The sequence below is a fragment of the Martinezella rhizogenes genome (assembly GCF_000799715.1).
Lineage (GTDB): Bacteria > Pseudomonadota > Alphaproteobacteria > Rhizobiales > Rhizobiaceae > Rhizobium > Rhizobium rhizogenes_C.
Map to the genome: position 1 here is coordinate 258781 of NZ_JUHG01000013.1, position 12501 is coordinate 271281.

The window sequence follows — 12501 nt, forward strand, 5'->3', positions numbered from 1 at the left end:
CAGTCATGTCCGCTGAGACCAAAACCACCTGCCCTTACTGCGGCGTCGGCTGTGGCGTCATCGCCAGTATCGACGACCACGGCAAGGTCTCCGTCAAAGGCGATCCGGAGCATCCGGCCAATTTCGGCCGGCTCTGTTCCAAGGGGTCGGCGCTGGCGGAGACGATCGATCTCGACGGCCGTGTCCTCTATCCGGAGATACAAGGGCGACGGGCAAGCTGGGATGAAGCGCTCGATCTGGTCGCCACCCGCTTTTCCGAGACCATCGAGAAACATGGTCCGGATTCGGTCGCCTTCTACGTCTCCGGCCAGCTTCTGACCGAAGACTATTATGTTGCCAACAAACTGATGAAAGGCTTCATCGGTTCGGCCAATATCGACACCAATTCGCGGCTCTGCATGTCATCCTCCGTCGCCGGCCACCGGCGCGCCTTCGGCTCGGACACGGTGCCCGGCACCTATGAGGATATCGAGCTTGCCGATCTGGTGATCCTGACCGGCTCCAATCTCGCCTGGTGCCATCCGGTGATCTACCAGCGCCTCGCCGCCGCCAAGGCCGCACGGCCGGGAATGAAAGTGGTCGTGATCGACCCGCGCCGAACGATGACCTCAGACATTGCCGATCTGCATCTGGCGATCCGTCCGGATGGCGATGTCGCCTTGTTCATGGGGCTCCTAGCCCAGCTTGCCCAGAGCGCCGCCATCAACCAGAACTTCATCGCCCTCCATACCGAGGGCTTCGCGGACGCATTTGCCGAGGCCTCTGCGTTGAGCTTCACCGATCTGCTCGACAAGACCGGTCTGCCGGCGATGCAGCTGCGCGAGTTCTTCCGCCTGTTCGAAACGACGGAAAAGGTGGTGACCTGCTATAGTCAGGGCGTCAACCAATCCTCCTCCGGCACCGACAAGGTCAACGCCATCATCAACTGCCATCTGGCGACCGGGCGGATCGGCCGGCCCGGCATGGGGCCGTTTTCGCTCACCGGCCAGCCGAATGCCATGGGCGGGCGGGAGGTCGGCGGGCTCGCCAACATGCTCGCCGCCCATATGGCGATCGAAAATGTCGATGACCGCGATCGGGTACAGCGCTTCTGGAAGTCGCCTGCAATTGCCGAGCGGCCAGGGCTGAAAGCGGTCGACATGTTCCGCGCCGTTGCCGATGGCCGCGTCAAGGCATTGTGGATCATGGCGACCAATCCGGTGGTGTCGATGCCAGATGCGGATGCCGTCGAGGCAGCTATCAAGGCCTGTCCCTTCGTCGTCGTTTCCGATGTCCTGAAAGAAACGGATACGACGCGGCATGCCCATGTCCTGCTGCCCTCGCTCGGTTGGGGCGAAAAGGACGGCACAGTCACCAATTCCGAACGCCGGATCTCCCGGCAGCGCGGATATCTCTCCGCCCCCGGCGTAGCGAAGCCGGACTGGTGGCAGATGGCTGAAGTCGGCCGCCGCATGGGATTTGCCGAGGCTTTCTCCTTTGGGTCCGGCGCCGACATCTTTGCCGAACATGCGGCCCTTTCCAGCTTCGAGAATGATGGCGGGCGGGACTTCGATATCGGCGCTTATGGGCAAATCGCGATTGACGACTATAACGCGCTTTCGCCGTTCCAATGGCCGCAGCCCACGGGATCAGCGCGGCAGACGACACGTTTCTTCGCCGACGGCGGATTCTTTCATGCTGACGGCAAGGCTCGCTTCGTGCCGGTCAAGGCTCCAGAATCAGACCGCACCAATGCGGACTTTCCGTTCACGCTCAATACCGGCCGCATCCGCGACCAGTGGCATACGATGACCCGCACCGGCAAGAGCGCCCGCCTGTCGGCGCACATCGCCGAACCCTTCGCCGAAATCCATCCCCGCGATGCAATGGAGATCGGTGTCGGTGACGCCGGTCTGGTCGAAATCGAAAGTCCGCATGGCAAGGTGATCGTGCGGGTCTTGGTCACCGAACGCCAAGCGCGTGGCAGTCTGTTCCTGCCGATGCATTGGAACGACCAGTTCGCCGCAAAAGCGCGCGTTGACGCCGTCGTCACCCCTCTGACCGATCCCGTCTCCGGCCAGCCGGCGTCAAAGAATGTGGCCGTCGCCGCCCGCCCCTTTAAGGCGGCACGCTATGGCTTTGCTGTTTCCACGGCAAGACCACAGCGACTGGATAGCGCCTATTGGGCGCTCGCCAAAGCCGATGGCGGCTGGCGGACGGAGCTTGCCTTTGACGAGATGAGCGAAGATTGGGCAAGCTGGTGCCGCGCGACCTTCGATATCCCCGCGCATATCGAGCCGCTCGGCTACGCCGATCAAACGACTGGCGACTTTCGTCTCGCCTTCTTCGACGGCGAAAGACTGCTCGCGGCCTTGTTTCTCGCCCGCCAGCCGGTGGCCGTCGCCCGCAATTGGGCGATCGCACAGCTCTCCGCATCTCACACTGATCTGCGCAAGCGCTTTGCGCTCGTTGCCGGAAGGCCGGGTGCCGATACGCCCGATCCCGGAGCAACCATCTGTTCGTGCTTCGGTGTCGGCGTCAATCAGATCGTTGGCGCGGTCCGTAACGGTTGTCACAGTGTTGAGGCAGTCGGCAAGGCGCTGAACGCCGGAACCAATTGCGGCTCTTGCCGCGCCGAGATCCGCGGGATCATCGACGGATGCCTCGCAGCCGCGGCCGAATAAGAACGACTTCCTTGCCCTCAAGCGTCCTGTCCGAGGCGTGACAAAGTGCCCATGGGATAGGCCGGCACCCACCGGCTTGACAATCTACGCTCAATATGAGAACATAAAGTGAACATATGGAGATATCCATGACAGACACACAGCAAGTCATAGAGCGTGCCATGACATTCGTCGCAGTTTCGAAAGCTTTGCGGCAACGCGAGCAGGAACGGCTCGCTGCCTGGAAGCGCCGTGTCGACATCAGCCGACCGCTGCCGCCTTTGCCGCGCGCCGTGCAGCTTTCGCTCAAACTGGATCGATGACGTCGCGAGCGATCTGACGGTGACCAAGACTTGAGCAAATAAGGGTAGGGATACTCCCGAGGGAACCACGCTCCTGCCATGGCGTTTTCTAGGAGGAGGAGAAAACCATGGCAAAGTATGATCCAACATTGCCGCCGATCCCGGCCCCGGAAACGGGCCTTCCAAACCCTCTTCAACCGCCATCGGTAAAACCACCGAAGATAGACACCGATGACGAGGAGGCTGCCTATGCGCGTGGGGCCGAAGCCGGAAAAAGGGAAGCCGTCACCGACAAGAACCCCTATCCTGAAGAAAGCAGCCGCGCGAAGGCATTCGAGCACGGCTATCTGGATGCGCAGAAGATCCGAAGTAACGATAAGCCGCCCGATTGAGGCTGACGGTGGCCGAGCGCCCACCGCAAAGCGGGCGCTCCATTGCTTTAAAGATCATTATGCCTTGAAGAATTCAAGCAGGTCGGCATTGATGACATCCGCATGCGTGGTGGCCATGCCGTGCGGAAAACCCTTATAGATCTTCAGCGTGCCCTTCTTGAGCAGCTTGGAGGACAGAAGGGCTGAATCCGCGATCGGCACGATCTGGTCGTCGTCGCCATGCATCACCAGGACTGGCACATCGATCTTCTTCAGATCTTCGGTGAAATCGGTTTCCGAGAAGGCCTTGATGCAATCATAATGCGCCTTGGCGCCGCCCATCATGCCCTGACGCCACCAATTGTCGATGACGCCTTCCGAGACCTTAGCCCCCGGACGATTGAAGCCGTAGAACGGACCGGCGGGAACATCGTGGAAGAACTGGGCGCGGTTGGCTACCAGCGCCGAGCGGAAACCATCGAACACCTCGATCGGCAGGCCGCCCGGATTCTTCTCGGACTTGACCATGATTGGCGGCACCGCGCCGATCAGCACCGCCTTGGCGACACGTCCGTGACCGCCATACTGCGCCACGTAGCGAGCGACCTCACCGCCACCCGTCGAATGGCCGACATGAATAGCATTCTTGAGATCGAGATGTTCGGCCAGGGCCGCGACGTCGGCGGCATAGGTGTCCATCTCGTTGCCGGTTGCCGTCTGGCTCGAACGGCCGTGGCCGCGGCGGTCATGGGCGATGACGCGGAAGCCCTTATCGAGGAAAAACAGCATCTGTGCGTCCCAATCGTCGGCGCTCAGCGGCCAGCCGTGATGGAAGACGATTGGCTGACCTGTTCCCCAATCCTTGTAGAAGATCTCGGTTCCGTCCTTAGTCGTGATTGTGCTGCTGCTCATGGTGGTATCCTTACCTTTCGAAGACTGCTTTTTTGCAGAGGCTTGTGCGGGTTGAGCGAAGGGCATGACAGCCGCCGTGGCGGCCAGACCTAATCCGGCCGTCATGACGCCCCGGCGGGTAGCTTGATTGATCGAGTTGCTCATTTCAATCTCCAATAATTTAATATCGCACGATTTATTATCGCGACACTTATTTATGTAAAACGAATCCAAATTGCTGTCCATAAAAAACTTATCGCGATATCATTTTTCGTGATAAAAGGATGGAGCCATCAACTGGAAGACAGCCATGCCCCTGCCCCTGGACAATCAGCTTTGCTTCTCGCTTTACGCAACCAGCATAGCCATCAACCGCACCTACAAGCCGATGCTGGACATGATGGGCATCACCTATCCGCAGTATCTCGTTCTATGCGCGCTCGGAGAAAAGGATGGGCTGACGATCGGCGCTATCGCCGAACGCCTCGCTTTAGAATCGAGCACAATCACCCCGCCGGTGAAGCGCCTGGAGCAAGTGGGTCTGCTGGAACGCAAACGTAGCACGGTCGACGAGCGTCAGGTCCATGTCTGGCTCACGAGTGCTGGCCGCTCCCTGCTTGCCCAGAGCAACTGCCTTGGCGAGACCTTGATGCAACGCTCCGGCATGACGCCCGAGCGGCTGGAAGCCCTGAACCAACAAGTCCAGGCGCTACGCGATGCGCTTACCCTGGAGGACATGCCTGGCTGATTGCGTCAGGTGACAATGGCTATTGCGCCGGCTTGTCCGCGAAATGCGCTGTAGCGAACTCGGCCACCTTTCTGTTCGACGTCTTCGCGTCGTCAATCCAGAATGGGAAGATCTGCCATTGGTGGATCATGCCCGACCAGACCTCGACCGTGACATCCACCCCTGCCAGACGCGCCTTGTCTTCCAGCCGCAATGTGTCGTCCAGCAGCGTCTCACGCGAACCGACCTGCAGCAGCAGGGGCGGAAAGCCGGCCATATCGGCGTAAAGCGGAGACTTGTCCGGATCAGTCGGGGATTTATCGCCGATATAGCTCTCACGCATCAGGTCCAATTCTGGCTTGCCCATGAAGGGATCACTGCCGGCGTTCGCGGTGATGGAAGCACCCGTCGCGGCAAAGTCGGTGATCGGGCTCATCGCCACGACCGCGGCCGGCAAAGGTCCCTTGAGTCGAAGCTGCCTAAGGGTGACTTCGATCGCCAGTGTCCCGCCGACAGATTCTCCGGCGACCACGATATTCTCCGCTCGATATCCCGAGGCGAGAAGCCAGCGATAGGCCGCCAGCGCATCATCGACCTGGGCGGGAAAACCATGCTCCGGTGTGAGACGGTAGTCGATTAACAGGACATCGGCGGACGCCGCCTTCGCAAGGGAACCGGCAATATTGCGATGCGTCCTCAACGAGCCGCTATAGAAGCCTCCGCCGTGGAGATAGAGGATCGCCCGCTTGCCGATCGGATGGTGCAGCCGCGCCGGCCAGATCAGGTCGGCCTCAACCCCGTTGACATCGACATGGCGGATCTGGACGCGCGTCGGGTCCGGCGTGGATGCCATCAACCTCTCGAAAGCACCGCGCCGTTGGCGGAGATCCTGCGTGCCATCATAGGCCTGATGCAGGGCTGCGATCAATTTCTCGATCTGGTCGCTCGAAGCCTTCGGCGCCGGCGCGGCATCAAGCGCCCAGGCGGGTGAACCCGGCAGCAGCAGTGAGATGGTCACCGCCAGCATTGCCGTCAACCTCGTCAAGAATGGGTGCATGAAGAGAAATAACCGACGTCCATTCACACGATTGACCTTTCTGCCGCGGAGACTGAAGGCAATACTGCTCTGTTTGGTTGCAACTGCCAACAGCTTCGTCTGTCTTCAGCCTTGGATATCGCCTATCCTTCACCGCAGCATGACAGGACGGAGACAACAATGTGTTGTCTCCGTCAGAAAGAATAAGATCGACGATAAACCTCGGAAGTCCAAGCCATTGCGCAATGCTTGTGCCTGGGCTTATGCCGGATCACGCCGAGTCGAGGCCAAGCGGGCGAGGATGGCTTCTCGCGCCGCTCTCGAGCCGGCAAGACGCCGCTTCGCTTCGGCGAGCACCTCGGCTGTGGCCTCTTGCGGCGTGCCCGAATGGAACGGCGGCGCCGGCGCATATTCCAGTGAGAGCTGGATCATTTCTGCCTCCCCCTGGCCGCACAGAGCTGCAACAACGGCCAGCCCGAAGTCGATGCCGGCCGTCACCCCGCCGGCGGTGATGAGATTACCGTCCTGAACGATGCGGCCCTCGGTCGGAATGGCGCCGAACTGCGCGAGAAAGTCGTGCGCATTCCAATGCGTCGTTGCCTTCTTGCCCTTGAGCAGGCCGGCGGCACCAAGGACGAGGGAACCCGTGCAGACCGAGGTGACAAAGCGAGCCTGCGCCGCCCGCACGCGGATGAAAGACAAGACGGTCTCGTCTTCGAGCAGCGCGTTGACGCCACCGCCGCCTGGTACGCAAATGACGTCGAGTTGAGGGCAATCCTCGAAAGTCGTCGTCGGCTGCAGCACCAGTTTTGTTGCCGAAACTACCGGCACGGTGTCTTTCCAGATCAGATGGACCTCGGCACCTTCCGCCGAGGCGAATATCTCATAGGGACCTGTCAGATCGAGTTGCTGAACGCCGGGAAAGGTGAGAAGGCCGAAACGGATGGTCATATTCATCTCCAGAGGTTGACTTCGGCAAGCTTACGCCATCACCATGTGGCGTATTTGCCAAAGTACCCTCATTTTGAGCCAACCATGCGCCGTATCGAAATACTCGCCTTCGAAAACGCCCAGCTGCTCGATATAACCGGGCCGCTACAAGTCTTTACCAGTGCCAATGAGGCAGCCATCGCGATTGGCCAGCCAAAGCCCTACGACGCGATCACTGTTGCAAAAAGCGGGCAGACGGGGACTACCTCGGGCCTGGCGCTGGCGACCACGCCACTCCCCGATAGTGACATCCCGATCGATACCTTGATCGTCGCGGGCGGGCGGGGCGTCAACAAGGCGTGCGAGGATGCTGATCTTGTCGACTGGATCCGCCGGCGTTCGGCAAAGGCACGGCGGACAGCGTCTGTCTGCAGCGGCGCCTTTCTTCTCGCCGAGGCGGGACTGCTGGAAGGCAGGCGCGCGGTAACGCATTGGCATCGCTGCGGTGAGTTCTCAAAACGCTTTCCGAAGGTGAAGCTTGAGCCAGATCCGATCTTCATCAAGGACGGAGACATATGGACCTCGGCGGGCGTGACCGCCGGTATCGATCTGACACTTGCGCTGGTCGAGGCGGATCTTGGCCGAAGATTGGCGCTCGCTGTTGCCCGCGAACTCGTCGTCTTCCTGAAACGACCGGGCGGCCAGGCGCAGTTCAGCACCATGCTGACGCTGCAGGAGGGCGGCGAACGCTTCGATCGCCTGCACGGATGGATCATGGACAATCTGCGCGCAGACCTCTCGCTGCCGGCGCTTGCCGATCAGGCCAGCATGAGCACGCGCAGCTTCTCGCGGCACTATCGCCAGACGACAGGACGCACACCTGCAAGGGCCGTCGAGGATATTCGCATCGAGACGGTACGCCGCCTTCTGGAACAGGGTCTTTCCGTCCGTCAGGCAGGCATCCGCTGTGGTTTCGGTTCGGAGGAAACCCTGCGGCGAAGCTTCCTGAAAACCTTTGGCACCACGCCGCAAGCCTTTCGCGATCATTTCGGGTAGATCGGCCGCTCAGGAAACCCGATACCAAAGCCAGAACGCGAGCTCTCGACAGGACCGTCACGCCCTGCGAGCGCACCTCCTCACATTGTTCCCCGGTCGTCGCCTGGTCGGCATTTATAAGATTTTTATATCTTTCCCCTCCCCGCCGTCTCGAACCTTAATGCGGTTTGGGCGCATATTGACATTAGAGATATCTAAAGGATGATCTCCATGCCGGGAAGAAACGAAAGGCGCCTTCTTTGAAGGTGCCTTCGGTCCATTTCGGTGTTCCACAAGAACAATCAAGGATCAACGATCGATGATGGACATTCTTCTTATCGGGATCGGCGCGTTATTTTTCATTCTGTGCATCGCTTATACCAAAGCCTGCGACAGCCTTTAGTCGGAGAGACACAAATGCTCCTGGATTATATTCTCGGCGGCGGCGTGACGCTCTTTCTCACCGCTTACCTGATCTACGCCCTCATTCGCCCTGAGCGCTTTTAATTTCATAGCGCCAGATAGGGAAAGTTACCCCCATGACCTTTAATGGATGGCTTCAGATCCTGATTTATATCGGGATCCTCCTTGTGCTCGTCAAACCGCTCGGCGGTTACATGACGCGTGTCTTCACGGGCGAGCGCACAATCCTCTCCTACGTCCTCGGTCCACTGGAACGGGGGCTTTATCGCATAGCGGGAACAGATGAGCGCGAGGAGCAGCACTGGACAACCTATGCGATCTCCATGCTGCTGTTCAGCCTTGCCGGCTTCTTCGTGCTCTATATGCTGCAGCGGTTCCAGGCGAGCCTGCCTTACAACCCGGCAGGCATGACCTCGATCGGCCCCGAGCTCTCGTTTAACAACGCCGCCAGCTTCGTGACCAACACCAACTGGCAGAATTACGGCGGCGAAAGCACGATGTCCTATCTCGTGCAGATGGCCGGCTTCACCGTCCAGAACTTCGCCTCCGCCGCCACCGGCATCGCGCTTGCCATCGCGCTGATCCGCGCCTTTTCCCGCGCTTCCGGCAAGGCGATCGGCAACTTCTGGGTCGATCTGACACGGGCGACGCTCTATGTGCTGTTGCCTGCCTGCATCGTCATGACGCTGGTCTTCGTCTATCTCGGCGTGCCGCAGACGCTCGGCCCCTATGTCAACGCCACAACGCTCGAAGGCGTGCAGCAGACGATTGCAGTCGGTCCGGTCGCCTCGCAGCTCGCAATCAAGATGCTCGGTACCAATGGCGGCGGTTTCTTCAATGCCAACTCCGCTCATCCCTTCGAAAATCCGGATGCGATCTCCAACCTGATCCAGATGCTGGCAATCTTCGCCATCGGTGCTTCGCTCACCAATGTCTTCGGACGCATGGTCGGTAACCAGCGTCAGGGCTGGGCAATTCTCGGCGCAATGGGCACGCTGTTCATAGCCGGCGTCATTGTCACCTATTGGGCCGAAGCCGCCGGCAATCCGCTGGTCCATGCGCTCGGCGTCCAGGGCGGCAATATGGAAGGCAAGGAAGTCCGCTTCGGTATCACGCTGTCGTCGCTCTTCGCTGTCATCACTACGGCGGCCTCCTGCGGCGCGGTCAACGCGATGCTCGGCAGCTTTACCGCTCTCGGCGGCATGATCCCGTTGATCAACCTCCAGCTTGGCGAAGTCATCGTCGGCGGTGTCGGCGCCGGTTTCTACGGCATCCTGATGTTCGTCATCATCGCCATCTTCGTCGCCGGCCTGATGGTCGGACGCACACCGGAATATCTCGGCAAGAAGATCGAGGCCAAGGAAGTGAAGATGGCGATGCTCGCCGTACTTTGCCTGCCGGCCGGCATGCTGATCTTCACCGCGATCTCCGTCGTCCTGCCGGCGGCCGTCGCGTCGATCGGCAATCCGGGACCACATGGCTTCTCGGAAATCCTCTATGCCTACAGCTCGGCGGCCGCGAATAACGGCTCGGCCTTCGCCGGTCTCTCCGGCAACACGCCCTGGTACAACATCACGCTCGGCGTCGTCATGCTGATCGGCCGCTTCCTGGTCATCATTCCGGCGCTTGCCATCGCCGGCTCGCTGATTGCCAAGAAGACAGTTCCGGCCTCAGCCGGCACCTTCCCGACGGACGGTCCGTTGTTCGTCGGCCTGCTGGTCGGCACGATCCTGATCGTCGGCGGCCTGACCTTCTTCCCGGCGCTTGCCCTCGGTCCCATTGTCGAGCATCTGGCGATGATCTCCGGCCAGGCCTTCTGAGGAACAACCGCAATGACGCAGCCACTCATGACCAGGCTTCGAAAGCTCATCGATCCACGCCCCTTGGACAGGGGGCGTGGCACGGCCCGAACGGCCTGTGCTTCCGATGCCATTCTGGTGGTGATGGTCACGTTGTTCCTCGGCCTTGTCGTCTTTGGATTCTTACTTGGCTGACCGGGCAATCCCGGTCTGCCGTTTCCCTCTTCACGCTGGAGTCTCTTATGAGCCAGTTAAAATCCGCGAGTATTTTGGATTCTCGCATCATCATTCCCGCCGTGGGCGGCGCTTTCAAGAAGCTGAACCCGCGGACGCTTGCCAAGAACCCCGTCATGTTCGTGGTCGCCGTCGTCTCCGTGCTGACCACCGTGCTCTTCCTGCGCGATCTCCTGACCGGCGGCGGCAATCTCGCCTTCTCCCTCCAGATCAACATCTGGCTCTGGTTCACCGTGCTGTTTGCCAACTTCGCCGAAGCCGTCGCTGAAGGGCGCGGCAAGGCGCAGGCCGAGTCGCTGCGCAAGTCGCGCACCGAGACCCAGGCGAAGCTTCTCTCCGGCAATAGCCGCACCGACTACAAGATGGTGCCCGGCACCAGCCTGAAGGTCGGCGATGTCGTGCTGGTCGAGGCCGGTGACATCATCCCTTCCGATGGCGAAGTCATCGAAGGCGTGGCCTCGGTCAACGAAGCGGCGATCACCGGTGAATCGGCGCCCGTCATCCGCGAATCCGGCGGCGACCGCTCGGCTGTTACCGGCGGCACGCAAGTGCTCTCCGACGAGATTCGTGTCCGCATCACCGCCGCCGCCGGCTCGACCTTCATCGACCGCATGATCGCGCTTGTCGAAGGTGCGGAACGCCAGAAGACGCCGAACGAGATCGCGCTCAACATCCTGCTTGCCGGCATGACGCTGATCTTCGTACTGGCCACGGTGACGATCCCAAGCTTTGCGGCTTACGCCGGCGGCTCGATCCCCACCGTCGTTCTCGTTGCCCTGTTCGTGACGCTGATCCCGACCACCATCGGCGCCCTCCTCTCCGCCATCGGCATTGCCGGCATGGACCGCTTGGTGCGCTTCAACGTGCTCGCCATGTCCGGTCGCGCCGTCGAAGCTGCCGGTGACGTCGACACGCTGCTGCTCGACAAGACTGGCACGATCACCCTCGGCAACCGCCAGGCCACCTCCTTCCGCCCGGTCAAGGGCGTGACGGAGCAGGATCTGGCCGATGCGGCACAGCTCGCTTCGCTTGCCGACGAAACGCCGGAGGGACGCTCTATCGTCGTGCTCGCCAAGGAGAAGTATGCGATCCGTGGCCGTGACATGACCAGCCTGAAGGCCACATTCGTACCCTTCACCGCTCAGACGCGGATGAGCGGCGTCGATGTCGAAGGCTCGTCTATCCGCAAGGGTGCGGTGGACGCGGTGTTGGCCTATGTCAGCGGCAGCGCCACCGTTGCATCCGGCGCCGGCGCGACGGTGATCTCGCGCACCAGCAGCGAGACCGTCCGCGAGCTGCAGGCAATATCGGACGAGATTTCCAAGGCCGGCGGCACACCGCTCGCGGTTGCCCGCGACGGCCGCCTGCTCGGCGTCATCCAGCTCAAGGACATCGTCAAGGGCGGTATCCGCGAACGTTTCGCGGAACTGCGCCGCATGGGCATTCGCACGGTAATGATCACAGGCGACAACCCGCTGACGGCAGCCGCCATCGCCGCCGAAGCCGGCGTGGACGATTTCCTCGCCCAGGCGACGCCGGAAATGAAGCTGGCGCTAATGCGCGAAGAGCAAGCCAAGGGCAAGCTCGTCGCCATGTGCGGTGACGGCACCAACGATGCCCCGGCGCTTGCCCAGGCCGATGTCGGCGTCGCCATGAACACCGGCACAGTGGCCGCCCGCGAGGCCGGTAACATGGTCGACCTCGACAGCGACCCGACGAAGCTCATCGAGATCGTCGAGATCGGCAAGCAGTTGCTGATGACCCGCGGCGCGCTCACCACCTTCTCGATCGCCAACGACATCGCCAAGTACTTCGCCATCATCCCGGCGATGTTCATCGCCTTCTATCCGCAGCTGAAGATGCTGAACGTCATGGGGCTGGCAACGCCGCAAAGCGCCATTCTCTCGGCTATCATCTTCAACGCACTGATCATCATTGCGCTGATCCCGCTATCGCTGAAGGGCGTTCGCTATCGCCCGATCGGCGCCGGCGCCCTGCTCAGCCGCAATCTGTTGATCTACGGCCTAGGCGGCATCATCGTGCCCTTCATCGGCATCAAGGCCATCGACATGGCGATTACCGCCATCGGCCTGGTCTAAGGAGTCTTTCCC

At 60.8% G+C, this 12501-nt stretch carries 12 protein-coding genes; 9 read left to right on the forward strand and 3 right to left on the reverse strand.

The window, feature by feature from the left end:
- Positions 1-5: 5 nt before the first annotated feature.
- The 3 genes from EX00_RS13160 (at position 6) to EX00_RS13165 (ending at position 3336) form a co-directional block, all read left to right on the forward strand.
- The gene (locus tag EX00_RS13160) at positions 6-2663 is read left to right on the forward strand and encodes a nitrate reductase (RefSeq protein WP_047458285.1); all 2658 of its coding nucleotides are present in this window, start codon (positions 6-8) and stop codon (positions 2661-2663) included.
- Positions 2664-2791: 128 nt separating this feature from the next.
- The gene (locus tag EX00_RS31730; RefSeq protein ID WP_007692823.1) at positions 2792-2965 is read left to right on the forward strand and encodes a hypothetical protein; all 174 of its coding nucleotides are present in this window, start codon (positions 2792-2794) and stop codon (positions 2963-2965) included.
- Positions 2966-3072: 107 nt separating this feature from the next.
- Positions 3073-3336, forward strand: a complete 264-nt coding sequence (locus tag EX00_RS13165; RefSeq protein WP_047458287.1) for a hypothetical protein — start codon at positions 3073-3075, stop codon at positions 3334-3336.
- 57 nt (positions 3337-3393) lie between these two features.
- Here EX00_RS13165 and EX00_RS13170 read toward each other — a convergent pair whose 3' ends face one another.
- Entirely contained in the window at positions 3394-4227 is an 834-nt protein-coding gene (locus tag EX00_RS13170) for an alpha/beta fold hydrolase (protein ID WP_155294060.1), read from the reverse strand.
- 289 nt (positions 4228-4516) lie between these two features.
- On the opposite strand from EX00_RS13170, the gene EX00_RS13175 reads away from it, so the two are divergent.
- Entirely contained in the window at positions 4517-4954 is a 438-nt protein-coding gene (locus EX00_RS13175; RefSeq protein ID WP_047458293.1) for a MarR family winged helix-turn-helix transcriptional regulator, read from the forward strand.
- Between the two features lie 19 nt (positions 4955-4973).
- Here EX00_RS13175 and EX00_RS13180 read toward each other — a convergent pair whose 3' ends face one another.
- Positions 4974-5960 carry an alpha/beta hydrolase gene (locus tag EX00_RS13180; protein WP_047458295.1) on the reverse strand — a complete coding sequence of 329 codons (987 nt, stop codon included), beginning with the start codon at positions 5958-5960 and terminating at the stop codon, positions 4974-4976.
- Positions 5961-6230: 270 nt separating this feature from the next.
- On the reverse strand, positions 6231-6920 hold the full coding sequence (locus EX00_RS13185; RefSeq protein ID WP_047458298.1) for a DJ-1/PfpI family protein: 690 nt from the start codon (positions 6918-6920) through the stop codon (positions 6231-6233).
- Between the two features lie 84 nt (positions 6921-7004).
- Between EX00_RS13185 and EX00_RS13190 the strand changes: the two genes are divergently transcribed.
- From EX00_RS13190 to kdpB, 5 genes are all read left to right on the forward strand, one after another.
- A complete protein-coding gene (locus EX00_RS13190; RefSeq protein ID WP_047458301.1) occupies positions 7005-7955 on the forward strand; it encodes a GlxA family transcriptional regulator in 951 nt (316 codons plus the stop codon).
- A gap of 396 nt (positions 7956-8351) precedes the next feature.
- Positions 8352-8441: a K(+)-transporting ATPase subunit F gene (kdpF, locus tag EX00_RS13195; RefSeq protein WP_034509905.1), complete on the forward strand. Its 90-nt coding sequence runs from the start codon at positions 8352-8354 to the stop codon at positions 8439-8441.
- 32 nt (positions 8442-8473) lie between these two features.
- Positions 8474-10177, forward strand: a complete 1704-nt coding sequence (gene kdpA, locus EX00_RS13200; RefSeq protein ID WP_047458306.1) for a potassium-transporting ATPase subunit KdpA — start codon at positions 8474-8476, stop codon at positions 10175-10177.
- Between the two features lie 12 nt (positions 10178-10189).
- Positions 10190-10351: a hypothetical protein gene (locus EX00_RS31455; RefSeq protein WP_155294061.1), complete on the forward strand. Its 162-nt coding sequence runs from the start codon at positions 10190-10192 to the stop codon at positions 10349-10351.
- Positions 10352-10398: 47 nt separating this feature from the next.
- Complete coding sequence (gene kdpB, locus EX00_RS13205) at positions 10399-12489, forward strand: potassium-transporting ATPase subunit KdpB (RefSeq protein ID WP_047458309.1); 2091 nt, start codon at positions 10399-10401, stop codon at positions 12487-12489.
- Positions 12490-12501: the final 12 nt, after the last annotated feature.

Coding starts and splice junctions, on each gene's coding strand:
- EX00_RS13160 (WP_047458285.1), top strand. CDS start 6: ATGTCCGCTGAGACCAAAACCACCTGCCCTTACTGCGGCGTCGGCTGT.
- EX00_RS31730 (WP_007692823.1), top strand. CDS start 2,792: ATGACAGACACACAGCAAGTCATAGAGCGTGCCATGACATTCGTCGCA.
- EX00_RS13165 (WP_047458287.1), top strand. CDS start 3,073: ATGGCAAAGTATGATCCAACATTGCCGCCGATCCCGGCCCCGGAAACG.
- EX00_RS13170 (WP_155294060.1), bottom strand. CDS start 4,227: ATGAGCAGCAGCACAATCACGACTAAGGACGGAACCGAGATCTTCTAC.
- EX00_RS13175 (WP_047458293.1), top strand. CDS start 4,517: ATGCCCCTGCCCCTGGACAATCAGCTTTGCTTCTCGCTTTACGCAACC.
- EX00_RS13180 (WP_047458295.1), bottom strand. CDS start 5,960: ATGCTGGCGGTGACCATCTCACTGCTGCTGCCGGGTTCACCCGCCTGG.
- EX00_RS13185 (WP_047458298.1), bottom strand. CDS start 6,920: ATGACCATCCGTTTCGGCCTTCTCACCTTTCCCGGCGTTCAGCAACTC.
- EX00_RS13190 (WP_047458301.1), top strand. CDS start 7,005: ATGCGCCGTATCGAAATACTCGCCTTCGAAAACGCCCAGCTGCTCGAT.
- kdpF (WP_034509905.1), top strand. CDS start 8,352: ATGCTCCTGGATTATATTCTCGGCGGCGGCGTGACGCTCTTTCTCACC.
- kdpA (WP_047458306.1), top strand. CDS start 8,474: ATGACCTTTAATGGATGGCTTCAGATCCTGATTTATATCGGGATCCTC.
- EX00_RS31455 (WP_155294061.1), top strand. CDS start 10,190: ATGACGCAGCCACTCATGACCAGGCTTCGAAAGCTCATCGATCCACGC.
- kdpB (WP_047458309.1), top strand. CDS start 10,399: ATGAGCCAGTTAAAATCCGCGAGTATTTTGGATTCTCGCATCATCATT.